Annotated in this window: 17 protein-coding genes; 13 read left to right on the top strand and 4 right to left on the bottom strand. The window is 70.5% G+C overall.

Going from position 1 to position 24,284, the window contains the following annotated elements; all coding sequences use genetic code 11:
• Positions 1-209: 209 nt before the first annotated feature.
• The 8 genes from ACIPC1_RS39105 (at position 210) to ACIPC1_RS39070 (ending at position 11,171) form a co-directional block, all read left to right on the top strand.
• On the top strand, positions 210-1,295 hold the full coding sequence (locus ACIPC1_RS39105) for an S-(hydroxymethyl)mycothiol dehydrogenase (protein ID WP_402526256.1): 1,086 nt from the start codon (positions 210-212) through the stop codon (positions 1,293-1,295).
• The gene (locus ACIPC1_RS39100; RefSeq protein ID WP_402526254.1) at positions 1,292-1,519 is read left to right on the top strand and encodes a hypothetical protein; all 228 of its coding nucleotides are present in this window, start codon (positions 1,292-1,294) and stop codon (positions 1,517-1,519) included. The genes ACIPC1_RS39105 and ACIPC1_RS39100 overlap by 4 nt, the downstream gene beginning before the upstream one ends.
• A 33-nt stretch (positions 1,520-1,552) precedes the next feature.
• Positions 1,553-4,009: an FAD-dependent oxidoreductase gene (locus ACIPC1_RS39095; RefSeq protein WP_402526251.1), complete on the top strand. Its 2,457-nt coding sequence runs from the start codon at positions 1,553-1,555 to the stop codon at positions 4,007-4,009.
• Positions 4,010-4,045: 36 nt separating this feature from the next.
• The gene (gene solA, locus ACIPC1_RS39090; protein WP_402526248.1) at positions 4,046-5,200 is read left to right on the top strand and encodes an N-methyl-L-tryptophan oxidase; all 1,155 of its coding nucleotides are present in this window, start codon (positions 4,046-4,048) and stop codon (positions 5,198-5,200) included.
• Positions 5,201-5,211: 11 nt separating this feature from the next.
• Positions 5,212-6,342 carry an aromatic ring-hydroxylating dioxygenase subunit alpha gene (locus ACIPC1_RS39085; protein WP_402526245.1) on the top strand — a complete coding sequence of 377 codons (1,131 nt, stop codon included), beginning with the start codon at positions 5,212-5,214 and terminating at the stop codon, positions 6,340-6,342.
• Positions 6,335-7,801, top strand: a complete 1,467-nt coding sequence (locus tag ACIPC1_RS39080; RefSeq protein WP_402526242.1) for an aldehyde dehydrogenase family protein — start codon at positions 6,335-6,337, stop codon at positions 7,799-7,801. The genes ACIPC1_RS39085 and ACIPC1_RS39080 overlap by 8 nt, the downstream gene beginning before the upstream one ends.
• Positions 7,802-7,997: 196 nt before the next feature.
• Positions 7,998-9,563, top strand: coding sequence for an APC family permease (locus tag ACIPC1_RS39075; RefSeq protein ID WP_402526240.1), 1,566 nt, complete (start codon positions 7,998-8,000; stop codon positions 9,561-9,563).
• A 57-nt stretch (positions 9,564-9,620) separates the two neighbouring features.
• A complete protein-coding gene (locus tag ACIPC1_RS39070) occupies positions 9,621-11,171 on the top strand; it encodes a GMC family oxidoreductase (RefSeq protein WP_402526237.1) in 1,551 nt (516 codons plus the stop codon).
• Positions 11,172-11,210: 39 nt separating this feature from the next.
• Here the strand turns inward: ACIPC1_RS39070 and ACIPC1_RS39065 are convergent, their stop codons facing one another.
• The 4 genes from ACIPC1_RS39065 to ACIPC1_RS39050 form a co-directional block, all read right to left on the bottom strand.
• Positions 11,211-16,064 (bottom strand): hypothetical protein, encoded by a 4,854-nt coding sequence (locus ACIPC1_RS39065; RefSeq protein ID WP_402526234.1) that lies wholly within the window; start codon positions 16,062-16,064, stop codon positions 11,211-11,213.
• 78 nt (positions 16,065-16,142) lie between these two features.
• A complete protein-coding gene (locus ACIPC1_RS39060; RefSeq protein WP_402526231.1) occupies positions 16,143-17,021 on the bottom strand; it encodes a hypothetical protein in 879 nt (292 codons plus the stop codon).
• Positions 17,022-17,157: 136 nt separating this feature from the next.
• Entirely contained in the window at positions 17,158-18,684 is a 1,527-nt protein-coding gene (locus ACIPC1_RS39055) for a hypothetical protein (RefSeq protein WP_402526229.1), read from the bottom strand.
• Positions 18,685-18,983: 299 nt separating this feature from the next.
• Positions 18,984-19,688, bottom strand: a complete 705-nt coding sequence (locus ACIPC1_RS39050; RefSeq protein WP_402526226.1) for a GntR family transcriptional regulator — start codon at positions 19,686-19,688, stop codon at positions 18,984-18,986.
• 178 nt (positions 19,689-19,866) lie between these two features.
• Between ACIPC1_RS39050 and ACIPC1_RS39045 the strand changes: the two genes are divergently transcribed.
• Genes ACIPC1_RS39045 through ACIPC1_RS39025 form a run of 5 tightly spaced genes read left to right on the top strand, consistent with a single transcriptional unit; the run spans position 19,867 to position 24,283 of the window.
• On the top strand, positions 19,867-21,186 hold the full coding sequence (locus ACIPC1_RS39045; protein ID WP_402526223.1) for an MFS transporter: 1,320 nt from the start codon (positions 19,867-19,869) through the stop codon (positions 21,184-21,186).
• Positions 21,183-22,025 (top strand): putative hydro-lyase, encoded by an 843-nt coding sequence (locus ACIPC1_RS39040; protein ID WP_402526220.1) that lies wholly within the window; start codon positions 21,183-21,185, stop codon positions 22,023-22,025. The genes ACIPC1_RS39045 and ACIPC1_RS39040 overlap by 4 nt, the downstream gene beginning before the upstream one ends.
• A 19-nt stretch (positions 22,026-22,044) precedes the next feature.
• Positions 22,045-22,803, top strand: coding sequence for a LamB/YcsF family protein (locus ACIPC1_RS39035; protein ID WP_402526218.1), 759 nt, complete (start codon positions 22,045-22,047; stop codon positions 22,801-22,803).
• Entirely contained in the window at positions 22,800-23,417 is a 618-nt protein-coding gene (locus tag ACIPC1_RS39030) for an allophanate hydrolase subunit 1 (protein ID WP_402526215.1), read from the top strand. Before ACIPC1_RS39035 ends, ACIPC1_RS39030 begins: the two co-directional genes overlap by 4 nt.
• Positions 23,414-24,283: a biotin-dependent carboxyltransferase family protein gene (locus ACIPC1_RS39025; protein ID WP_402526213.1), complete on the top strand. Its 870-nt coding sequence runs from the start codon at positions 23,414-23,416 to the stop codon at positions 24,281-24,283. The genes ACIPC1_RS39030 and ACIPC1_RS39025 overlap by 4 nt, the downstream gene beginning before the upstream one ends.
• Position 24,284 lies beyond the last annotated feature (1 nt).

The raw sequence follows: 24,284 nt of genomic DNA, 5'->3' as shown, positions 1-24,284 counted from the left end.
TCCCGCGCACCCCCCCCCCCCCCCCCCCCGGGGGGGGGCCCCCCCCCCCCCCCCCCCCCCCCCGCCTCTGTGTGTCGGGCAGGTTTCGTGCCGTCCGTTCCTTTTGCCAAGGGTTAACCCCCGCCTCTTGACGACCCCATGACGGCGTTCTCACTATGTTCCTCATAGCGCAACCCATCGTGCATTGCGCAACAGCAGAGGAGCTTGTCGTGCCACACGAGGTCCGTGCCGTAGTCGCCGTCAAGAAGGGCGCACCCGTCGAGGTGCAGACGATCCTCGTCCCCGATCCCGGCCCGGGTGAGGTGCTCGTCGCCGTACAGGCATGCGGGGTCTGCCACACGGACCTGCACTACCGGGAGGGCGCGATCACCGACGACTTCCCCTTCCTGCTGGGCCATGAGGCGGCCGGCACGATCGAGGCGGTCGGCGCGGGTGTCACCGATCTGGTCCCCGGCGACTACGTGGTCCTCGCCTGGCGCGCGCCCTGCGGCAGCTGTCGCTCCTGTCGCCGCGGCCGCCCCTGGTACTGCTTCGACTCACGCAACGCCACCCAGCCGATGACGCTCCTCGACGGCACCCCGCTCAGCAACGCGCTCGGCATCGGCGCCTTCGCCGAGAAGACCCTGGTCGCCGCCGGACAGGCGGTGAAGATCGACCCGGCCGCCCGTCCCGAGGCCGCGGGCCTCATCGGCTGCGGGGTGATGGCGGGGTACGGCGCCGCCGTCAACACGGGCAACGTCGGCCGGGGTGACACGGTCGCCGTCATCGGCTGCGGCGGTGTCGGCAACGCGGCGATCGCGGGCGCCTGCCTCAACGGCGCCATGAAGGTCATCGCCATCGACATCGACGACAAGAAGCTCGACCAGGCCGAGAAGTTCGGCGCGACGCACACGGTCAACTCCCGCGGCACGGATCCCGTGGAGGCGGTACGCGCACTCACCGACGGTTTCGGGGTCGACATCGCCATCGACGCGGTGGGCCGGCCGGAGACGTACAAACAGGCCTTCTACATGCGCGACCACGCCGGGGTGCTCGTCCAGGTCGGCGTCCCCGACCCGGAGATGAAGATCGAGATCCCGCTGATCGACCTGTTCTCGCGCGGCGGCGCCCTGAAGTCGTCCTGGTACGGCGACTGCCTGCCGAGCCGCGACTTCCCGTTCCTCATCGACCAGTACCTCTACGGTCTGCTGGACCTCAACGCCTTCGTCAGCGAGACCATCTCGCTCGATCAGGTCGAGGAGGCGTTCGCGAAGATGCACCGGGGCGAGGTGCTGCGTTCGGTGGTGGTCCTGTGATCACGGACTGCACTGGTGTGATCACGGACTGCACTGGACAGAGCCGCATCGACGCGGCCACCGGTCTCACCAATGCGACCGGCGGCTCGTATTCCGACCGACCCACCGTCGACACCTCCCTCCACAACCGGCTCCTCAACCTCCCCGGCAACACGGTCGTCCGCACCGGACACGGCGAGGACACCACCGTCGCCGCCGAGCGGTCCAACGTCCCCACGCCCTGAGCGCGTTCGCTCCCCACCCCGGCAAGGAGGGGCATGTCCAGTACGCCCGAAACCCATCCCCGAGTGGTCATCGTGGGCGCCGGCATCGTCGGCTGCTCACTCGCCGACGAGCTGACCGCCCGCGGCTGGACCGACGTCACCGTTCTCGAACAGGGGCCGCTGCCCGCCCCGGGCGGCTCCACCTCGCACGCGCCAGGTCTGGTGTTCCAGACGAGCCCGTCCAAGACGCTCACGGCGTTCGCCCGCTACACGGTCGAGAAGTTCAACTCCCTCCAGGTGGACGGAGTTTCCTGCTTCAACCAGGTCGGCGGTCTGGAACTGGCGACCACACCGGAGCGACTGGCCGATCTGCACCGCAAGGCCGGTTACGCCGCCTCCTGGGGCGTGCGCGGCGAGGTCGTCAGCGCGACCCGTTGCAAGGAACTCTGGCCGCTCATCGACGAGTCGACCGTCCTCGGCGGCTTTCACACGCCCGACGACGGCCTGGCCCGCGCCGTGCTCGCGTGCCGCGCCCAGCTGGCACGGGCCACCGAAAGGGGCGCCCGCTTCCTGGACCGCCACACGGTCACCGGCATTGAGCAGGAGGACGGCCGGGTCACCGCCGTCGTCACCGACCGCGGCACCTTCCCCGCAGACCATGTCGTCTCCGCCGCCGGTTTCTGGGGCCCGGTCATCGGCCGTATGGCCGGAGTCGAGATCCCGCTGCAACCACTCGCGCACCAGTACGCGAAGACGAGGCAACTCCCCGAGCTGGCCGACGCGGAGACGGAAGCCTCCAGGCCCATCCTCCGCTTCCAGGACCGCGACCTCTACTTCCGCGAGCACAACGACCGTATCGGTATCGGCAGTTACGCCCACAAGCCGCTCCCCGTCGACCCGTTCGCGATCCTCCCCTACGACGAGGCGCGCGCGAACGACATGGAGATGCCCTCCTCGTTCCCCTTCACCGAGGAGGACTGGGCGCCGAGTTGGGAGGACTGCCGCCAACTGATGCCCGCCCTGCGCGAGACGGAGATCGAGGAGGGCTTCAACGGCGTCTTCTCCTTCACGCCCGACGGCATGCCGGTGCTCGGCGAGTCACGGAAACTCCGCGGCTTCTGGCTGGCCGAGGCCGTCTGGGTCACCCACTCCGCGGGGGTCGCGAAGGCGGTCGCCGAGTGGATGATCGACGGACGCGCCTCCATCGACCTGCACGAGTGCGACCTCACGCGTTTCGAGGATGCGCAGCGTTCACCGTCGTACGTCCGTGAACGCGGTTCACAGCAGTTCGTCGAGGTGTACGACGTCCTGCACCCCCTCCAGCCGATGGAACAGCCCCGTCCACTGCGCGTCAGCCCCTTCTACGCCCGGCAGCAGGAACTCGGCGCCCGGTTCCTGGAGGGCGGCGGCTGGGAACGCCCGCACTGGTACGAGGCGAACGCCCCGCTCGTCGACACCCTCGGGCCGCTCCCCGAGCGCGACCCCTGGTCGGCCCGCTACTGGTCGCCCATCGCGGCCGCGGAGGCGAAGGCGACGCGCGAGAAGGTCGCGCTGTACGACATGACCCCGCTGCGCCGCCTCGAAGTCACCGGCCCCGGCGCCCTCGCCTTCCTCCAGCGCATGACCACCAACAACCTCCGCAAGAAACCCGGAGCGGTCACGTACACGCTGCTCCTGGACGAGACGGGCGGCGTCCGCTCCGACCTCACCGTCGCGCGCCTCGCCGTCGACCGCTTCCAGGTGGGCGCCAACTCCGCCACCGACCTTGACTGGTTGACCCGGCACGCACCCACCGACGTACACATCCGCGACATCACCTCCGGCACCTGCTGCATCGGCGTCTGGGGCCCGCTCGCCCGCGACCTCGTCCAGCCGCTGACCCGCGACGACTTCTCGCACGAGGGCTTCGGCTACTTCCGCGCGAAGGAGACCTACCTCGGGCATGTCCCGGTGACGGCGATGCGGCTGTCGTATGTCGGCGAGCTGGGCTGGGAGTTGTACACCAGCGCCGACCTCGGGCTCAGGCTCTGGGACACGCTGTGGGCGGCGGGCCGGCAGCACGGCGTGATCGCGGCCGGTCGCTCCGCCTTCAACTCCCTCCGCCTGGAGAAGGGTTACCGCGCCTGGGGCGTCGACATGACCGACGAGCACAACCCGTACGAAGCGGGCGTCGGTTTTGCCGTCCGCATGGACAAGGACGGCTTCGTCGGCCAGGAGGCACTGCAAGGACTCGCTCAGGCCGAGCCGGCGCGCAGGCTCACCCCGCTCCTCCTCGACGACCCGGCCGCCGTGGTCCTCGGCAAGGAGCCGGTGTATGTCGACGGCGTCCCGGCCGGGTACGTGACCAGCGCCTCGTACGGCTACACGCTGGGCCGCTGCGTCGCGTACGCCTGGCTGCCGACGCTGGCGAGCGGCACGGGCGTGCACATCGAGTACTTCGGCGAGAAGGTCCCCGCGACCGTCGCCGACGAGCCGCTCTTCGACCCGAAGATGACCCGCATCCGCCGCTGACACACCTGCCGTCGACACACCCTCAGGAGGCCAACTGTGTCCCCGACCTACGACGTGATCGTGATCGGTCTCGGCGGTATGGGCAGCGCCGCCGCTCACCACCTCTCCGCGCGCGGCGCCCGTGTGCTCGGCCTGGAGAAGTTCGGCCCGGTGCACAACCGCGGTTCCAGTCACGGCGGTTCGCGGATCACGCGCCAGTCCTACTTCGAGGACCCGGCGTACGTACCCCTGCTGCTGCGCGCCTACGAGCTGTACGACGAAGTGGAGCGGGCCACCGGACGGGACATCGCGACGCTCTGCGGCGGCGTGATGATCGGCCCTCCCGACTCGCTGACCTTCTCCGGCTCACTGCGCTCCGCCACACAGTGGGACCTGCCCCACGAGATCCTGGACGCCGCCGAGATCCGCCGCCGCTTCCCGACCCTCAACCCGAACGACGGCGAGATCGGGCTGTACGAAGCCCGCGCCGGGTTCGTCCGCCCGGAGAACACCGTCGCCGCGCACCTCCAGCTCGCCACCCGTCAGGGCGCCGACCTGCACTTCGACGAGCCGATGACGCGCTGGGAGCCGTACAAGGACGGTGTACGGGTTCACACGGCCGAAAACACTTACACGGCAGGCCAGTTGGTGATCTGCCCGGGGGCGTGGGCGCCGCAACTGCTCACCGATCTGGGGGTGCCGTTCACGATCGAGCGGCAGGTCATGTACTGGTTCCAGCCGAAGGCCGGCGTCCAGCCGTTCCTCCCCGCCAACCACCCCGTCTACATCTGGGAGGACGCGGCCGGAGTACAGGTCTACGGCTTCCCCTCGATCGACGGGCCGGATCTCGGCGCCAAGGTCGCCTTCTTCCGCAAGGGCGTCGAGTGCACCCCGGAGAACATCGACCGGACCGTGCACGAGGACGAGATCGGGGTCATGGCGGACCACATGTCCCGCTGCATCCCCGACCTGCCTGGCACCTTCCTCAAGGCCGCCACCTGCATGTACTCCAACACTCCCGACGAGCACTTCGTGATCGCCCGGCACCCCGCGCACCCGGAGTCCGTCACGGTGGCCTGCGGGTTCTCCGGGCACGGCTTCAAGTTCGTGCCGGTGGTCGGCGAGATTCTCGCCGATCTGGCCCTGAACGGCACCACCGAACACCCGATCGACCTCTTCGACCCCCGCCGCCTCGCCGCCGCGCCCGCCTGAGGAGTACGCACGTGACGACGACCCCCATCTCCCCCAGCCTGATCGCCACCCTCCCCGGGCGTTACTACACCGATCCGGAGATCTTCCGGCAGGAGCAGGAACGACTGTTCGAGTCGATGTGGTTCTGTGCCGTGCGTTCCGCCGATCTCGTCAAGCCCGGCGCCTTCCGCACGGTCCAGGTCGGCCGCGAGAGCGTCCTGATCACCCGTTCGCGCACCGGTGAACTGCGCGCGTTCCTCAACATCTGCCGCCACCGCGGTGCCCGGCTGTGCACGGAGGAGGCGGGCGAGGTCCGGCGCAATATCCAGTGCCCGTACCACGCCTGGACGTACGACCTCGACGGCAAGCTGGTCGCTGCACCGAACCTGATCAAGATGCCGGACGTCGACCGCGTCGAATACGGCCTGGTCAAGGTGGCCCTGCGGGAGTGGCTCGGCTATGCCTGGGTATGCGTGGCCGAAGAGCCGCCTTCCTTCGAGGAGACGGTGATGGGCGCGGCCGTGGAACGGCTCGGCAACGCGGCGGCCATCGAGCACTACGGAACGGAGAATCTCGCCCTGGGAAAACGCATCACCTACGACGTGAAGGCGAACTGGAAACTGATCGTCGAGAACTTCATGGAGTGCTACCACTGCGCCACGATCCACCCCGAGCTCACCGACGTACTCCCGGAGTTCGCGGAGGGTTACGCCGCCCAGTACTACGTCGGCCATGGCGCCGAGTTCGGCGAGGAGATCAAGGGATTCACGGTCGACGGCAGCGAGGGATTCACCAAGCTGCCCGCGGTAGCGGAGGATCAGGACCGTCGTTACTATGCGATAACCGTCAAACCGACCGTATTCATCAATCTCGTACCGGACCATGTCATCCTGCACCGCATGTTCCCCCTCGCCGAGGACCGCACGGTCGTGGAGTGCGACTGGCTCTACGCTCCAGAGGTCGTCGCGTCGGGCGCCGATGTGTCGAAGTCCGTGGAACTCTTCCACCGGGTCAACGCTCAGGACTTCGAGGCCTGCGAACGTACGCAGCCCGCGATGGCGTCCCGCGCCTACCGGCGGGGCGGGGTTCTGGTGCCCACCGAGCACCACATCGGGATCTTCCACGAGTGGCTCATAGGCATGCTGGGAGGCATGGATGGCTGATCTTTATATCGACGGCGCATGGACGAGTCCCCGGGAGAAACGGACCCGCGAGATCCGGTGCCCGGCGGACGGCTCGCTGGTGGCCGAGGTGGACGAGGCGGGCAGCCAGGACACGGTCGACGCGATCGCGGCCGCGCGCCGCGCCTTCGACGAGGGCCCCTGGCCCCACACGTCCGCGAACGAGCGCGGCGACCTGCTGCTGCGGGTCGCCGATCTCCTCGTACGCGACAAGGACGCACTCGCCCGCGCGGAGTCGCTCGACACCGGCAAACGCCTGGTGGAGAGCGAGTACGACATCGACGACATCGCGAACTGCTTCCGCTACTTCGGGAAGCTCGTGACGAACGAGTCCGGCCGGGTCGTGGAGACGGGTTCGGCGGGCGTCGACAGCCGGGTCGTATACGAACCGGTCGGCGTCTGCGCGCTGATCACCCCGTGGAACTATCCGCTGCTCCAGACGGCCTGGAAGGTCGCCCCGGCGATCGCGGCGGGCAACACCTTCGTCCTCAAGCCGAGCGAACTGACCCCGCACACCGCGATCCATCTGATGCGCCTCCTGGAGGAGGCCGGGCTGCCCGCCGGCGCGGGGAATCTGATCCTCGGCGCGGGGCCCGAGGCCGGCGCACCGCTGAGCGAGCATCCCGACGTGGACCTGGTGTCCTTCACCGGCGGTCTCCAGACCGGCCGCAGGCTGATGGCCGCGGCGGCCGGGACGGTGAAGAAGGTCGCGCTCGAACTCGGCGGCAAGAATCCGAACATCGTCTTCGCGGACGCCGATTTCGACACGGCCGTCGACATGGCGCTGACCGCCGTCTTCCTGCACTCCGGGCAGGTGTGTTCGGCAGGCGCCCGGCTGCTGGTCGAGGACTCACTGCACGACCGCTTCGTCGACGAGGTCGTACGCCGGGCCCAACTGATCAGGCTGGGCGGGCCGTTCGACGAGCAGGCGCAGACCGGTCCGCTGATCTCGGCGGCGCACCGGGCGAAGGTCGAGGCGTACGTCGCCAAGGGCCTGGAGGAGGGCGCGGTACTGCGCTGCGGCGGCGAGCGGCCGGCTGACCCTCCGCACCCGGAGGGCTTCTACTATCCGCCGACCGTGCTGGACGAGTGCTCCGGCGGGATGTCCGTCGTCCAGGAGGAGTCCTTCGGTCCCGTACTGACCGTCGAGCGGTTCACCGACGAGGCGGAGGCCGTACGGCTGGCCAACGCCACCATCTACGGTCTCGCGGGCGGGATCTTCACCTCCGACGAGGCGAAGGCCCAGCGGGTCGCGTCCGCGCTGCGCATCGGCACCGTATGGATCAACGACTACCACCCGTACGTACCCCAGGCCGAGTGGGGAGGTTACAAGCAGTCCGGGTTCGGGCGGGAACTCGGGCCTGCCGGTCTCGCCGAATACCGGGAGACGAAACACATCTGGCGTACGACGAATCCGAGTCCGCAGGGCTGGTTCGACTGATCCGATCCGCTCTGCCCTCCGATTCGACCGGTTCGGCCCTTCGGAGAAGTGAACGCCGGCAGCCAACGGATCCGCAGGATGACCCGGCAGCCGCGGATCAGCCCTATGATCCAGCACCCGCACACACCTTCGACCCCGCACGAGCCGCACTCCCCCTCCCGCCCGGGAGAACTTCCCTCTTTCCAGGAGCCCGCTCATGACCACCACGGCTCAACCACCCGAGAAACACAGTAACGACGACTCGGAACTCAACGAGTTCGGTTACAAGCCCGAGCTGAAGCGCACGCTTGGTAACTTTCACACCTTTGCCGCCGGCATCAGTTACATCTCCATCCTCACCGGTACCTTCCAGCTCTTCTACTTCGGTTACGGCAGCGGCGGGCCCGCCTACTGGTGGTCCTGGCCGATGGTCTTCGTCGGCCAGTTCATGGTCGCCTTGTGCTTCGCCGAACTCGCCGCCCGCTATCCCGTGGCCGGCTCCGTCTACAACTGGTCGAAGAAGGTGGGCAATCCGCACGTGGGCTGGCTCGCTGGCTGGACCATGCTGCTCGCCTCGGTCGTGTCGATCGCCGCCGTGGCCCTTGCTTATCAGCTGACGCTTCCTCAGATCTCTTCCGTGTTCCAGTTCGTGGGCGACGGCACGGGCAAGTACGACGTCGCCACCAACGCCGTGCTGCTTGCCTCCGTACTCATTGTCTTCACCACCCTGGTGAATGCCCTCGGCGTGAAGCTGATGGCCAGGATCAACACGGCGGGCGTCTTCATCGAGTTGGTCGCGACCGTCGTCCTGATCGTGCTGTTCGCGGTACACATCACGCGCGGTCCGCAGGTCGTGCTGGAGACGAACGGCACGGGAGCGGGCATGCCCGGCGGTTACCTCGGCGCGTTCCTGGTCGCTTCGCTCGCGTCCGCGTACGTGATGTACGGCTTCGACACGGCCGCGTCGCTCGGTGAGGAGTCCCGCGACCCCTCGCGCAACGCGCCGCGCGCCATCCTCCGCGCCATCATCGCCTCGTTCGTGCTCGGCGGACTCGTCCTGCTGTTCGCCCTGATGAGCGTCTCCAGCCTGAAGGGCGAGCAACTGTCCACGGACGGCCTTCAGTACATCGTCCTCAACGTGCTCGGTGAGGACGCGGGCAAGGCCATGCTGTGGTGCGTGTTCATCGCGGTCACGGTGTGCGCCCTGGCCGTCCACACGGCGGCGATCCGGCTGGCCTTCGCGATGGCCCGTGACAACAACCTGCCCGCCGCGTCCAAGCTGGCCAAGGTCAATCCGCGGTTCCAGACCCCGGTCCTGCCCGCGGTCATCATCGGCGTCCTGGCGCTGGCGATCCTGGTGGTCAACATCCGCCAGCCGCAGATCTTCACCGTGGTCACCAGCATCGGCATCATCATGATCTACCTCGCGTATCTGGGGGTCACGGTGCCCATGCTGGTCGCCAGGCTGCGCGGCAAGTGGCAGCCCGCGGGCGACGGGAAGTTCTCGCTCGGCCGCTGGGGCCTGCTCGTCAACATCGGCGCGGTGCTGTGGGGCACGGCCATGACGGTCAACCTGATCTGGCCGCGCGCCGCCGTCTACAACGCGACCGCCCCGTTCCACTGGTATCTGAAGTGGGGTGCGCTCCTCTTCGTCGGCATCGTGATGGGAGGCGGCTTCGCCTACTACTGGTTCGTGCAGCGGCACCGGACCGGGGTGCTCGCCGAGCACCAGTTCCAGCAGGCCCCGTCCGTCCCGCCCGAGGCCGCGACGGCAGCCGAGTAAGCGCCCCGAAGACAACAGCGATCTAGTAAGCGTCTGACTCAAGGAGGTCAACTCCCCATGAACGCAGATGAGTTCGACTACGTCGTCGTCGGTGGCGGCACCGCCGGCAACGTGGTCGCGGCCAGGCTCTCCGAGGACCCGTCCGTCACGGTGTGCGTGCTGGAAGCGGGGCCCAGCGACGTCGGCGACGACGACGTCATGAAACTGGAGCGCTGGATGGGCCTCCTTGAGTCCGGCTACGACTGGGACTATCCGATCGAGCCGCAGGCCAGCGGCAACAGCTTTATGCGGCACGCCCGCGCCAAGGTGCTGGGCGGCTGCTCCTCGCACAACTCCTGTATCGCCTTCTGGGCACCCGCCGAGGACCTGGACGACTGGGCGGCGGCGGGCTGTACGGGGTGGAGCGCGGCCGAACTCTTCCCGCTCTACCGGCGGTTGGAGTCGAACGACGCTCCCGGCGACCATCACGGCCGCACCGGCCCGGTGAAGCTGCGCACGCTGAAGGGCGAAGACCCTTGCGGCACAGCCCTGTTGGAGGCGTGCGCACAGGCGGGCATTCCCACCACCGGTTTCAATACCGGCCAGACCGTGGTCCGCGGCGCCAACTGGTTCCAGATCAACTCCGACGAGAACAACATCCGGCAGTCCTCGTCGGTCGCCTATCTCCACCCGATCATCGGGAAACGGCCCAACCTGGAGGTACGCACCGGGGTCCGGGCCAAGAAACTCCTGCTCGACGGCCGTCGCTGCGTCGGCGCCGAGTACCTGGACCCGGACCTGATCCACACCCGGACGGTACGCGCCCGCCGCGAGGTCATCGTGTCCTGCGGATCCATCGACACACCCAAGCTGCTCATGCTGTCGGGCATCGGGCCCGCCGAACAGCTGCGCGAGGTCGGGGTCGAGGTGGTGGTGGACTCGGCGGGCGTCGGCGAGAACCTCCAGGACCACCCCGAGGGCCTCATCATGTGGGACGCCAAACAGCCGATGACCACCACCTCCAGCCAGTGGTGGGAGGCGGGCATCTTCTACGACACCGAACCGGGCCTGGACCGACCGGACCTGATGTTCCACTACGGCTCGGTGCCGTTCGACATGAACACCCTGCGCTGGGGCTATCCGACGTCGGAGAACGCCTTCTGCCTCACCCCGAACGTGACCCGCGCCAAGTCGCGCGGCACCGTGCGGCTGCGCACCCGCGACTACCGGGACAAGCCCGTGGTCGACCCCCGCTACTTCACGCACGAACACGACGCGCGCGTGATGACGTACGGCCTGAAGCTGGCACGGAAGATCGCGTCACAGCCCGCGCTGAGCGGCTGGGCGGGCGCGGAGCTGGCCCCCGGCCCCGATGTCCGCACGGACGACGAGCTGCTCGACTACATCCACAAGACCCACAACACCGTCTACCACCCGTCCTGCACGGTGAAGATGGGCGCCGACGACGACACCTCGGCCCCGCTCGACGCCCGTCTGCGCGTCAAGGGGATCGAGGGTCTACGGGTCGCGGACGGATCGGCGATGCCGGACCTCATCTCCGTCAATCCGTGCATCACGACGATGATGATCGGCGAGAAGTGCGCGGACATGCTGAAGGAGGACCGCTAGTCACGCGCGAGGACTCTAGTCACACGCGAGGACCGCTGGTCACACGCCCTGCGGTGACGGCCGCTTGAACATCCGCGTCGCCGTGATCTCGCTGTGCACCGTCTCCCCCTCACCGGCCGGAGTCTGCTGAGGCAGACCCGGCCGGAGGTGTTCCTCCACGCTGATGTACTTCAGCCCGGCGCGCAGGTCGGCGTCGTTGCGGAGCCGGATGACGAGCGGGAACTCGGCGAGCGCCGTCGTGTCGAACAGGCCGGTGGTGTAGAGGAGTTGGACTCCGAGCGCGTCCGACACGGCACGCTGGAGCTCCAGCAGGTACGTCGCGTTGGCGCGCCCGATGGGGTTGTCCAGGAACAGCGTGCCCGCGTGCCGGTGCTTGTCGCGGCCCCGGTCGTTGCTGCGCAGCGCCGCCATCGTGCAGTACAGCGCGATGGCGGCGGTGAGCAGCTGGCCACCGGAGAACACGTCGCCCATCTGTCCGACGGGGACACGCTCGGCGCGCAGTACCGCGTCCGGCTTGAGGATCTCGACGGCGATGCCCTTCGGCTGGAGCGCGGCGCCGACCCCGCGCAGCAACAGCGACATGCCGTCGCGGCGCATGTCCGAGTTCTTCTTGACGGCCGCGCGGGTGGCCTCGTCGACGACCTCGCCGAGCCGGTCGGCGAGGGTGGCCTGGTCGGGCTCCTCGAACCGGATGCGCAGGAACTCCTGCCCGGACCACTCGCCGAGCCCCTCGGGAAGCCGGGACAGCCGCTGCGCGGACCGCAGGGTGGCGAGCGCCGACTCGACGAGCCCGCGCAGCCGGTCCACGATCGAGTCCCGGTTGCGCTCCAACTGCTCCAACTCGTCCGTCAGGACCCGCAGTCGGGGTGCGAAGGCGTCCCCCCACTTCTGGGCGTGCTCCGGCAGCGCGGAGGCGGGCAGTTCACGGATCTGCTGCCGCGCCGGGGTGCGCACCTGCTCGTACCGTGTGGAGTTGGCATGCCGTACGAGGATGTCGGAGGCCTCGCGCACGGCGGCCTCGGCGGCCGAGAGGTCGGCGGCGCAGCCGCGCAGGGAGCGGCGGGCCTCGGCGGCGGAGTGCCGTGCCTCTTCGAGGCTCCCGGGGTAGGGCTCGGTCTCCTCGTGCTCTTCGTCGGAGTGCTCGCGCAGCAGGTCCCTGAGCAGGGCGGCGGTCTCCTCGAAGCCGCCGCCCGCGTCCTCGGCGGTCCGGTGGGCGTCGAGCAGTGTGGCGTGGGCTTCGCGCGCCTGGCTCAAGGCCTCGGTGCGGGAGGCGAGTTCGCCGTTGGCCGTGCGCAGCAGCAGCTGTGCGTGCTCGGCGTTACGCGGGATCAGTTCCTCCGACAGCTCGGTGTGGGCCTCGCCGTCCTCGGGCGCGTGCCGCTCGGCCTCGCCGCGCAGCCGCCCGAGCTGCTCGCTCGCGGTCGACATCCGGGTCTCCAGGAGCTGCACGAGCTCCTCGGCGCGGGCGGCCGCGGCCTGCCGGGACGGCCCGTCGGAACCGTCCGTCGACTCCAGGAGCTGCCCCGCGCGCGTACGCACCTTGTTGCTGAGCCGGTCCCACTCGGCCAGCGCCGCGCTCTCCTCGCTCTCGGCCCGCGCCTGCTCGGCCCGCAGATCGGCGCCGACGCCGACCTTCTCGTACAGCTGCGATGCAGCCCGGTACGCCTCACGCAGGGCAGGCAGGGACGACTTCGCAGTCGTTGACTCGTCTTCCGCCACGTCGTCGGGGGCGCCCGCGATCTCCGCGCGCTCGGCACGCAGTGCGCGGGCCGTGCGGCGGGCGTCGTCGGCTGCGCGCTGGGTGGCGCGGCGGTCCTCGTCGGCGGCGCGGGCGCGCTCCAGGCAGACCTGGGCGCGGGTCTCCGACTCCGTTGCCTCGTCGGCGAGTTCGCGCACCTTGACCTGCCAGCCGGCCCGCTCGCGCAGCCGGAACGCGAGCCCGGCGAGGGCGTCGGCGGCGCGCCGGGCGCGCTGGGCGGCCTCCTGCCGCTCGTCCCGTACCAGGGCGGCCTCGGCCGCGGCTTCGTCGGCCTCGGCCCGCACGGTGCGTGCCTCGGCCAGCTCGGCCTCGGCCTCCTCGGCGAACGCGCGCGCGTCGCGGGCGGTCGCGGCGAGCTCGACGAGCCGCCCCGCCGGGCACCCGGTGCGCCAGGACGCGAGCCGCGCGGCCAGCTCACGGTCCTTGGCGAGCCTCCCTGCCAGCTCGCGGATCTCCTCGTCCCGTCGCGTCGCCCGCGTGCGCAGCGCCTGGCGCTCCTCGTCGGCGGCGTGCTCGTCGTGCATGGCCGGGTTCGGCGGTACGAGGAAGACGTCACCGTCTCCCGCGTCGGGCGCCGGAGCCGGGGCGAGCAGCGCGGCGGCGGTACCGACGGCCACCGCGGACCTCGGGAGCAGGGCGGCGTCGCTGAGCGCCTCGCGGGCCCGGGCATGGGTGGCCGGGTCGGTGATGATCACGCCGTCGACCAGCTCGGGCCGGGCGGCCAGCACGCGCGCGTGGTCGACGGGGTCGACTGCCTGCGCGAGGTAGCGCCAGCCCGGCAGCGCCGGGATCCCGTGCTCCCCGAGGAACTCGACGGTGGCGAGGACATCCGGGCCCGGCGGCAGCAGCCCCCCGTCGCCGAGCGCGCCGAGGATCCGCGCATCGTCGGCAGCGGCGGTGCGCAGGTCGAACAGCTGACGCTCGGCAGAGGCGACACCCTCGTCGAACAGCTCACGCAGTTCGTCGGCGTAGTGGTCCAACTGCTCGGGGGCAAGAGCGCGTTCTTCCGCAGGCCACGCCTCGGTGAGCACCTTGCCCGACCCACCGGCCGCGCGACCGGAGCGGGCAGCCGCCGTGCCCCCGCTGTGCGTGTCAGGAGCGCCCTGTCCCCGGAGCGCCGCCACGCTGTCACCCGCGCCCGGGCGCCTACGCGCCGTACCGCCCGTGTCGTCGCCGACGCGGTCGGAGTCACTGCTGGCCGCCCCGCGTCCCGCGGAACCTCCCGCTTCGGCTCGGGGCACCGGCACCCCACCGCGCCCACCGCCAGAAGCACCGGAAGCACCGGAAGCACCGGGCAGGCTCAGCAACTCCGCCAGTCGCTCCTCCCCCGCCAGCCCCTCCGCGGTGCCTCGCTCGGCCTCGTACGACCGCTCGGCCGCCGTCGCCGCGTCCGCCGCGCGGGCTGCCGTGAGCTCCGCGCGGGACGCCTCGGAAGCCGCTTCGCGGGCGTGCTCCGAGGCGCGCCGCGAGGCCTCCCGGGCGGTGTCCCAGGCGGCGACGGCCGTCTTCTCGGCGTCGCTGGCTGCGAGCGCGGCGCGCGCGGGGTCGGCGTCGGGGGCGCTGTCGTCGAGCCACCCGGCCCGCACCGCCTCGGCGGTCTCCTGCTCGACCTCGCCCAGGCGCTGGCGCAGATGCCCGATCTCACTGCGGGCGCGCTGCGCGGCGGTGGCGGCGGCGGTCGCGTCCGCGTGGGCCCTCTCGCCGACCTCCTGGAGCCCGGCGGACCGCTCCTCCTCCTCGTTGGCGAGCGCCTCGGCACCATCGGCGGCGCGGTGCAGGGCCCGTACGAGGTCGACGGCGGCCTTGGCCCGCGCGGCGAGCGCCGGTGCGGCATCCCGCTCGGCCTCGCGGATCGCGGCGGCCACGCGCGCGGAGCGGTCGGCGGCCGAGCGATGGCGCAGCACGGCCTCAGCGGCCTGCCAGGCGGAGTGCAGCGTGCGCGCGTCGGCAAGCTCACGCTTCTGCGCGGCCGCGGCCTTCTCGGCCCCGGCGAGCGCCAACGAGGCGTGCCGGTAAGCCAGTTCCGCCGAGATCAGCGAGCTCGTCGAGCAGGCGCTCTCAGCCTCGGTGACCGTGTGCGCGGCGCCGGTGACCCCTTGCGCCAACTCGCCTGCCCGGCCCCTCTCCCGCACGGCCCGCGCGGACAGGCGCCTGGCCAGGGTCCTCGTACGCCGCTCGGCGCCCGCGTGGATGTCACGCGCGCGTGCCCGTGTCTCGGCGGCTTCGACGATCCGCCCGAGCAGGTCCACGGACCCCGCCGTGAAGTCCCGTTCGGCGATGAGTTCGGCGCGCCGTCCCAGCTTGTTGCCGAAACCGCCGACCAGGTCGGCGAGTCCGTCGGTGTCCCGAGTGTCGGTGACCGCACGCAGCAGCAGATCCGTGAAGTCGGAGTCCTTCTTGACCGCGAAGAGACCGGCGGCCTCACCCTCGTCGGCGTTCATCTCCCGCTGGTAGCGGAAGAGTTCGGGGTCCAGGCCCAGGTCTCCGAGGTGTTCGTTCCAGCGGTCGTGGATCTCCTCCCAGTGCACTTCGAGGTGCGGATACGCCTTGCCCGCCTCGGTGATCGCGTCCCGGAAGCCCTTCATGGTGCGCCGTCGCCCCTGCGCCCCGGACGCGCCCTCCACGGGCGGCCGTACGGCGGTGGCCTCGGCGACCGGCAGATTGTCCAGGCTCAGCCCAGGACCGGGCCGGAACGAGTACCAGGCCTCGGCGAACTTCCGCGGGTCGTTGGAGACCTGCCGCCCCCGCCACTCGCTCACCTTGCCGACGACCACGCACTCACCGGTCAGCGTGTGCTGCCACTCCAGCGCCACATGCCCGCAGTCGTCGGCGAGCAGGAACTTGCGCAGCACACCGGAACTGGCGCCGCCCAGCGTGTTCCGGTGCCCCGGCAGCATCACCGAGAAGATCAGCTTGAGCAGCACCGACTTCCCGCCGCCGTTCTCCAGGAAGAGCACGCCCGCGGGCGCCGGGCGACGCGGCGGCCCGACGGGTTCCTCCGCGAAGAACTCCGCCTGGGTGGGCGCGGGGTCGGGCACCGGCTGACCCACTCCTCGCAGGTCAAGCACGGTGTCGGCGTAGCGCGCACCGGCAGGACCGATGGAGTAGAGGCGGACCCGGGACAGCTCGTACATGGCGGCGGACTCTCGTAGTCGTAAAGGGAGGGGTGGCGCTCGGGCGGTACTGACTTGGTCGGTTGTTGAGCGGCTCGGTCAGGAGTGGAAGGGCAGTCCGGCGCCGACCGCCAGCTCCACGTCGTCGGTGTCCGCAGCGGGCAGCAGACTCGCGGTGCCGTCGGTCACCGGGACGATGCCCAGTTCAAGGAGCTCGGCCATGGCGGCGCTCCCGGCCATGTCACGGACCTGGAGCTGATAGCGGGCCGTCGTCCGGTATGTCCCTCCAGAGTCGTCCCCGGTGCGCTGCAGGAACCCGGAGTCGGTGAGGAACGCGGCGGCCTTGCCGATGATTCCGGTGGTGGAACCGGCCAGTCTTCGCGCGTCCTTGGTGGCCCCGGTGGAGCTGCGCCGCGTCCAGATCCGCCAGGCCGCCTCCAGTCCCGGCGCGTCCGTCGCCGGATCACTGTTCTGCCCCTGCTCCTCGGCCCGCTCCTCCAGCCGGCGGCAGGCCTGTCGTACGAACGCGTCGACTCCGTTGACCGAGACCCGTCCGATGTACCCGTCGTCCGCGAGGTCCTCGGGACGGGGGAACGACATGGCGGCGACGGCCAGATGGGCAAGACCGTGCAGGAACCGGTCCCCCGAGTCGGTCGACGCCCGACGCGCGTAGTCGCCCATGCGGACGGCGAACACGGAGTCCTCGGCGGCGGTCACGGCCATCCCCGCGCGCGGGGACACCTCCAGGACGACCAGTCCCAGCCCGGCGGCCACGGCGTCCGCGAGCCGCGCGAACGGCGGGTCCTCTCGGTACCGCCGCAGCAGCTCCGCATACTCCTGATCGCGCGCGGGCTGCAGCTTGGGCTGCAGCCCGAAGGCGACGAGCCGCGCGGCATCGGCGGCGTCGGCGGGCGTGACGGCGGCGCTCACCGGCGCGGCGACGGCCTCCGGCTCGCTCCACTCGACGTGCTCAGTCACAGGTGAGACTCCTTGGTCTGATAAACGAGGGCGAGGGCAGTTGAGTAAGGGGCGCGGGGCGTGACATCAAGCGGCTCCGCCGCGTGGGCGCGACCAGCCACGGCCGGTCCGCAGCCGAACGACGACCCGAACAACATCACGCCGCCTCCGACCTGCCGGCCGCCATCCCCACCGCATCCAGCAAGGCCATGCCAACGATGAGATCGGCCCCACCGAACTCCGGATCGTCCAGCTCCGTCCCGTCGTCCACGGCGAACAACAGCTTCTGCTCACCCTGCCGGTAAGCCGTCCCGACCGGCGGGCTGGCCGCGTGCACAGCCAACAGCGCGACGAGGTAGGGCAGTTCAGGGTCCCGCCGCCGGGCGTCCGCAAGCAGCCCGGACAGCCGCCGCGGCGCGTCGGCAGGCAGGTCGAGGAGTTCCATGGCGCTCGCCAACTGCTCCTCGCTGAACCGACTGTCGTCAGGAGTGGCGATCAGATCCGGCTCGGGCATCTCCGCACCCAGATGCTCCCGCTCCATGGGAGGCGTCAGCAGTATGTCGACAAGGTCACCGACCCGCACGGACACCGGCGTACGCAGCCCCGTCCCGCGGGCGAAGAACGCATCCGTCACCCTCAGCGCCTGGTCGACCGGCAACGGCAGCACGGGCGCGACGAGATGGCCGTAGAGATCTATCCCCGAGGTCGTCATGGGGGTGGCGAAGGCCTGCCGGTCCTGCTCGGCGCGGAAGAGGGGCCCGGCCTCCAGAAGCCGGGACTGCAACTGCGTATGCCTGCGGATGCAGTCCTTGACGATGTCGACGAGCTCGGCGGCACGCCGCTTCTGTTCGGGGTCCTCGGACTCGTCGCGGGCCTTGCGGATGTTGGTGAGGATCGCGTTCTCGTGGCGGTACCGGTCGGCGACGTGGTCGAGGGCCTCCGCGATCATGTCGGGCACGGCCTCCAGCCAGTCCACGGCCCGCACATTGCGCCGGGTCGCGTCCAGCGCCCTGCGGAGCGTCTCCGCGAACTGCACGGTCCGGTACCTGGCCTGCTCGGCGGCGAGTTGGGCGTCGGCGAGCCGACCGCGGCTGATCAGCACCTCGAGCTTGACCTCGGCGGCGATCTGCGCACTGGTGACGTCGGTGTCGAGGGCGCCGACCAGCACGTTGACCGCTTCATCCGTCGTACGGAGATACACGCTTCCGCCGTACCCGGGCACTTCCTCGATCAGCTTGAAGTCGTAGTCCCGGCGTACATAGGAGCCGTCCGGCGCGAACGTGCCGTATACGGCACGGAAGCCGCGGTCGACGCTGCCGACGTTGATCAGGTTCTCCAGGACCCAGCGGGCGACGCGCTCGTGCTCGGCCACCGGCCGCTGCGGGGCCTGGGCGGCGATGCGCGGGATGAGCCTGGCCACTATCTGGTCGTGGTCCGCGCCCGTGTCGAAGTCCATGTTCAGCGTGACGAGGTCGATGGCGGCGAGGGCCACCTCCGCCATCCCGTAGACCGAGTACTCGCCGGCGAGATTCGCTTTGCGTACGTCGAGATCGTGCAGCGGCGCGGTGCAGGCGAGCGCGCGCAGCCGCCGCGCCAGACCCTCGTCGGCAGCCGGGCCCGGAGCGGGGCGCGGCCCCGCGCTGAGCTGGGGCGGAACACTGTCCGTCGATGCAGGCGAAGTCACGCTGCACAGACTAGGTCCTCGGTCTGACAACGGTCGAAACGACGCAGAAGCGACCGCCGCCACATCAGCCAGACCCACGCAGAAGCAATCACCGTCACAACGCCCGTGACCACGCAGAAGCAATCACCGTCACAGCCGTGACCACGCAGAAGCGACCGCCGCCACAACAGCCGTATCGACGTAGAGGGGATCACCGCCACAGCAGCCCGAACGACATAGAACAGATCTCCGCCTCAGCAGCCGCAGCAGCTTGGAGGCGATCATCGTCGCAACAGCCGCACCGCCCGCCCCCGCCGCTCTCAGTCGACTCCCTGCACCCCGTCGGCCACTCGCCGCCCGTACACCGCGAGGAGCCCCTTGCGTGAGTCGTCGAGATAGACCTCGAGCAGGCGCTCGGCCCCGTCCCGGTCGCCCTTCTGGAGGGTCTGGAGGATCTCGCGGTTGCGCGCGAGATACGGCTCGTACAGTCGTCGCGGGTCGTCCACCACGTGGAACGCGAGGCGCAGTTCGGCGAAGACGCTGCGCATCAGCTCGTCGGTGCGGGCGCTCCCGGCGAGCGCGACGAGTTCCCGGTGGAAGTGGATGTTGGCCGTCGAGACGCCCGTCCACTCGCCCTCGCGCGCCGCCCGTTGCCCGTTCGCCACGGCTTTCGCGAGGCCGTCCACGGCGTACGGCGGCTCGCCGAGGCCCCGGACCACGGCGCACTCGACGAGCGTGCGGGTGCGGTAGATGTCCTCGACGTCCTCGACGGTCAGGACCCGCACGAACACCCCGCGGTTGAGCTCGTGGACGAGCAGCCGCTCGTGTGTGAGCAGCCGGAACGCCTCGCGCAGCGTGTTGCGTGAGACGCCGAGCGCTCCGCCGATGCTGTCCTCGGACAGCCGGGTGCCGGGCGGGAAGTACCCCTCGGCGATGCGACTTCTGAGGATGTCCGCGACCCGCTCGGCGGTGCTGGTGCGCCCCAGCAGGGCGCGATCGTCGGCCAGTCCGGTCAGCTCTGCCATGTCCGGAATTCAATCGCAGATACAAGAACGAAACAACATGGGTATTGAAGGATCGTTCAACGATCCTCTACCTTATCGGTCAGGCGCCTGTCGCATGGCCGCGAAAACACGGCGCCACGCGCTTCCCGCACGGCACGGCTCAGTCCAAGCACCCTCCGTCCCTCATTGCGAGGTGCCCATGAGCACGACCCCTCCACCCCAGGCCCTGACCGCCGAAGACGGCTCCGAATCGGCTGAACCCACCACCCAGGACGGCCCGTTCGCCTGGCTGCACGCTCTCGGTCCGCGTGGCCGCCGTGCCTTCGCCGGCGCGTTCGGCGGCTACGGCCTCGACTCGTACGACTACTTCACACTGCCGCTGAGCATGGTCGCGCTGGCGGCGTACTTCGGCCTGGACAGTGGCCAGACCGGCCTGTTCACCACCGTCACGCTGGTCATCTCGGCGGTCGGCGGCGCCATCGCGGGCGTGGTCGCGGACCGGGTCGGGCGCGTCAAGGCCCTGATGATCACTGTGATCACGTACGCGGTGTTCACCGTGGCCTGCGGTTTCGCGCCCAACTACGAGACGCTGCTGGTTTTCCGCGCTCTTCAGGGGCTCGGTTTCGGCGGCGAGTGGGCGGTCGGCGCGATCCTGGTCGCCGAATACGCGAGCCCCAAGCACCGTGGTCGCACCCTCGGCGCGGTCCAGAGTTCGTGGGCCGTCGGCTGGGGACTGGCCGTGATCGTCTACACCTTGGTCTTCCAGTTCCTCGGCGACGACCTCGCCTGGCGCGTGATGTTCTGGACCGGCGCGCTGCCCGCGCTGCTCGTCGTCTGGGTGCGGCGCCGGGTGCAGGACGCTCCCGAGGCGGCCGCCGAACGCAAGAAGAGCGCCCGGAAGGGCTCGTTCACGGCGATCTTCAAGCCCGCCACGGCCGACGGCCCCGGTCTCCTGCGCACCACGTTCTTCGCGGTCCTGCTGTCGACGGGTGTCCAGGGCGGCTACTACACGCTGGCCACCTGGGTGCCCACCTACCTCAAGACGGAGCGCGGACTGTCCGTCGTCGGCACCGGCGGCTACCTCACGTTCCTGATCTCCGGGGCCTTCATCGGCTACCTCACCGGCGGCTATCTCACCGACAGACTGGGCCGCAAGCGCAACATCCTGCTCTTCGCGATCCTCTCTGCGGTGTGCATCCTCGCGTACGCCAACATCCCGAGCGGCGCCAACACCCTTGTCCTGGTGCTCGGTTTCCCTCTCGGCTTCTGCATGTCGGCCATCTTCAGCGGCTTCGGCTCCTTCCTCAGCGAGCTGTACCCGACGGCGGTGCGCGGCACGGGGCAGGGCTTCACGTACAACACCGGGCGCGCCGTGGGCGCCGTCTTCCCCACCACGGTCGGTTTCCTGGCCGACAGTTGGGGCGTGGGCGGTGCACTGGTCTTCGGCGCCATCGGATACGCCCTCGCGGCCCTTGCGCTGATCGGGCTCCCGGAGACGCGCGGAAAGGAACTCCTGTGACGGCCACGTCCGCTGTGATCCACACCCCCCAGGACCGCCCGTTGAGCCTCCTCGACAGCCACGCGCACGCGTGGACCCCCAAGAAGGCGCGCGCCCGCTTCCGTTCGGGCGTGTCGGGTCCCACCGCCGGAGTCGCCGCGGGCCACACCCAGGCGAACCTGATCTCGGTGCCCGCCGACTGGGCGTACGACATGCTGCTGTTCTGCCAGCGCAACCCGAAGCCCTGCCCGGTCCTGGACGTCACCGACGCCGGTTCCTGGACCACTCCACTCGCCGAGGGCGCGGACCTGCGCACCGACCTGCCGCGGTACCGGGTGTGGGAACACGGCGAGTTGGTGGCCGAGCCCACGGACGTGGTCGGTCACTGGAGGGGCGATCTGGTCTCGTTCCTCATCGGGTGCAGCTTCACCTTCGAGTGGGCGCTGAGCGAGGCGGGCGTCCCGATGCGCCACCTGGAACAGGGCCGCAACGTCTCCATGTACGTGACGGGCCGCCAGTGCCGTCCGGCCGGGCGGCTGCACGGCCCCATGGTGGTCTCGATGCGCCCGGTCCCGCCCGAGCATCTGGCCGCGGCCATCCGGGAGAGCAGTCTGCTGCCCGCCGTGCACGGAAGTCCGGTGCACTGCGGTGAGCCGTCGGGGCTGGGCATCGGGGATCTCGCGCACCCCGACTTCGGCGACCGGGTGGACGCCGAGCCGGGCGACATCCCGGTGTTCTGGGCCTGCGGAGTGACACCCCAGGCTGCCGTGATGGCGTCCCGCCCGCCATTCGCCATCACCCACGCGCCCGGCCAGATGTTCGTCACGGACACTCGTGACGAGCAGTACCGCGTGGCCTGAAGAGGAGAGACAGCACCTGATGACACCGATCGATCTCAACGCCGACCTCGGCGAGGGCTTCGGCCGCTGGCACCTGACCGACGACGAACAGCTGCTGTCCGTCGTCACCAGCGCCAATGTGGCCTGCGGTTTCCACGCCGGGGACGCGACCACCATGCGGCGGGTGTGCGAGCTGGCGGTCGAGCGCGGTGTACGGATCGGCGCCCAGGTCTCCTACCGCGACCTGGCGGGTTTCGGGCGGCGCGCGATGGACGTGCCGTCCGACGAGCTGACGGCCGAAGTGGCCTACCAGATCGGCGCCCTGGAGGTCTTCGCGCGTGCGGCGGGCTCGCGCGTGTCCTACGTGAAGCCGCACGGCGCGCTCTACAACCGCGTCGTGCACGACGAGGAGCAGGCGGGGGCGGTCGTCGACGGCGTACTGCTCGCGAACGCCGCCCTGCCCGTCCTCGGTCTCCCGTCCTCCCGCTTCCTGAAGCTGGCCGAGCGGGCGGGGCTGCCCACCGTCACCGAGGCGTTCGCGGACCGCGCGTACACCGAGGAGGGCACCCTGGTGCCACGTACCCAGGACGGCGCGGTGATCACGGACCCCGACACCGTCCTGGAACGCTCGCTGGGCCTGGCCCGTTTCGGCGTCGTGACCTCGCACTCCGGGGAGCGCGTCCAGGTCCGCGCCCGCTCGCTGTGCCTGCACGGGGACACCCCGGGCGCGGTGGACATGGCCCGCCGGGTCCGCGCCGGGCTCGAGTCCGCGGGCGTCCGCGTGGAGGCGTTCGCATGAGGGCATTGCCGGTCGGCGACCGTGCCCTGCTCGTCGAGGTCTCCTCCGGCGACGAGGCACAGGCCCTGCACGCCGAACTGTTGCGCCGCCGTGCGGACGGCTCCCTCTCGGTCACGGAGATCGTCCCCGCGGCCCGTACGGTCCTCCTGGACGGCCTGGACGACCCCGTGCGCCTGGCGGCCCGCCTCGCCTCCTGGGACATCCCGGCACTGCCCGCGCGCGCGGAGCAGGCGATCGAGATCCCCGTGCGGTACGACGGTCCCGACCTGGCGGACGTAGCGGCCCTGTGGGGCGTTCCGGCGCACCGGGTGCCTGAGATCCACGCGGCGGCCGAGTTCCGTGTCGCCTTCTGCGGGTTCGCGCCCGGCTTCGGCTACCTCACGGGCCTGCCGTCGGAGTACGACGTTCCCCGCCGGGCGACTCCGCGTACGACGGTTCCGGCGGGTTCCGTGGCGCTCGCGGGCCCGTACACCGGCGTGTACCCGCGTTCCTCGCCGGGTGGCTGGCAGCTGATCGGGACGACGGACGCGGTGCTGTGGGACCACGCGCGCGTGCCGGCCGCGCTGTTGGCTCCGGGCACCCGGGTCCGTTTCGTGCCGACGAGGCGCTCATGACGGACCGGGCCCTCTCCGTGGTGCGTGCCGGGGTCCTGACCACCGTCCAGGACCAGGGCCGCCCCGGCCACGCCCACCTCGGCGTACCGCGCTCCGGTGCGCTCGACGGGCCCGCGGCGGCGCTGGCCAACCGGCTCGTCGGGAACCCCGCCGAAGCGGCCGTCCTGGAGACGACGCTCAACGGGTGTGCTCTTCGCCCGCGTTCGCCGGTCACCGTGGCAGTGGCGGGCGCGCCCTGCCCGGTCACCGTGGACGGCCGTCCAGCGCCCTGGGGAGCGGCTGTACGCGTAGCCGCGGGCGCGCTCCTTGACGTCGGTCCCGCGCACGCGGGACTGCGCAGCTACGTGGCCGTCTCCGGTGGGGTCGCCGTGGACCCGGTCCTCGGCAGCCGCTCCACGGACCTTCTCTCGGATCTGGGTCCCCCGCCCCTGACGGACGGCATGGTGCTGCCCCTGGGTCGCCCCGAAGCCCTCCACGCGCGCGTGGACGTGGTCCCGCACCCGGCGCCGCCGTCCGAACTGGTCCTACGGGTGACGCGGGGCCCGCGCGAGGACTGGTTCACGGCGTCGGCCCTGCGCACCCTGACCGCCCGTGTCTACCGGGTGTCGTCGGCGAGCAACCGCATCGGCCTGCGTACGGAAGGCCCCTCACTGGAGAGGGCCGTTCCCGGCGAGCTCCCCAGTGAGGGCATGGTCCTGGGGGCCGTCCAGGTACCGCCCGACGGCAGGCCGGTCGTCTTCCTGGCCGATCATCCGACCACCGGCGGGTACCCGGTGATCGCTGTCGTCCGCCCGGGCGACCTGCCGGCGGCCGCTCAGGCCGTCCCCGGCACGCCGGTCCGCTTCGTGGCCGTACGCCGGCGTTGAA

This window comes from Streptomyces sp. NPDC087263 (genome assembly GCF_044744645.1).
Taxonomy (GTDB): domain Bacteria; phylum Actinomycetota; class Actinomycetes; order Streptomycetales; family Streptomycetaceae; genus Streptomyces.
This window is presented reverse-complemented; position numbering and strand designations above follow the sequence as displayed.

Excerpts from the sequence above, each read along its gene's own strand:
- ACIPC1_RS39095 (WP_402526251.1), top strand. The coding sequence starts at position 1,553 with ATGTCCAGTACGCCCGAAACCCATCCCCGAGTGGTCATCGTGGGCGCC.
- ACIPC1_RS39080 (WP_402526242.1), top strand. The coding sequence starts at position 6,335 with ATGGCTGATCTTTATATCGACGGCGCATGGACGAGTCCCCGGGAGAAA.
- ACIPC1_RS39075 (WP_402526240.1), top strand. The coding sequence starts at position 7,998 with ATGACCACCACGGCTCAACCACCCGAGAAACACAGTAACGACGACTCG.
- ACIPC1_RS39070 (WP_402526237.1), top strand. The coding sequence starts at position 9,621 with ATGAACGCAGATGAGTTCGACTACGTCGTCGTCGGTGGCGGCACCGCC.
- ACIPC1_RS39065 (WP_402526234.1), bottom strand. The coding sequence starts at position 16,064 with ATGTACGAGCTGTCCCGGGTCCGCCTCTACTCCATCGGTCCTGCCGGT.
- ACIPC1_RS39050 (WP_402526226.1), bottom strand. The coding sequence starts at position 19,688 with ATGGCAGAGCTGACCGGACTGGCCGACGATCGCGCCCTGCTGGGGCGC.
- ACIPC1_RS39045 (WP_402526223.1), top strand. The coding sequence starts at position 19,867 with ATGAGCACGACCCCTCCACCCCAGGCCCTGACCGCCGAAGACGGCTCC.
- ACIPC1_RS39035 (WP_402526218.1), top strand. The coding sequence starts at position 22,045 with ATGACACCGATCGATCTCAACGCCGACCTCGGCGAGGGCTTCGGCCGC.
- ACIPC1_RS39030 (WP_402526215.1), top strand. The coding sequence starts at position 22,800 with ATGAGGGCATTGCCGGTCGGCGACCGTGCCCTGCTCGTCGAGGTCTCC.
- ACIPC1_RS39025 (WP_402526213.1), top strand. The coding sequence starts at position 23,414 with ATGACGGACCGGGCCCTCTCCGTGGTGCGTGCCGGGGTCCTGACCACC.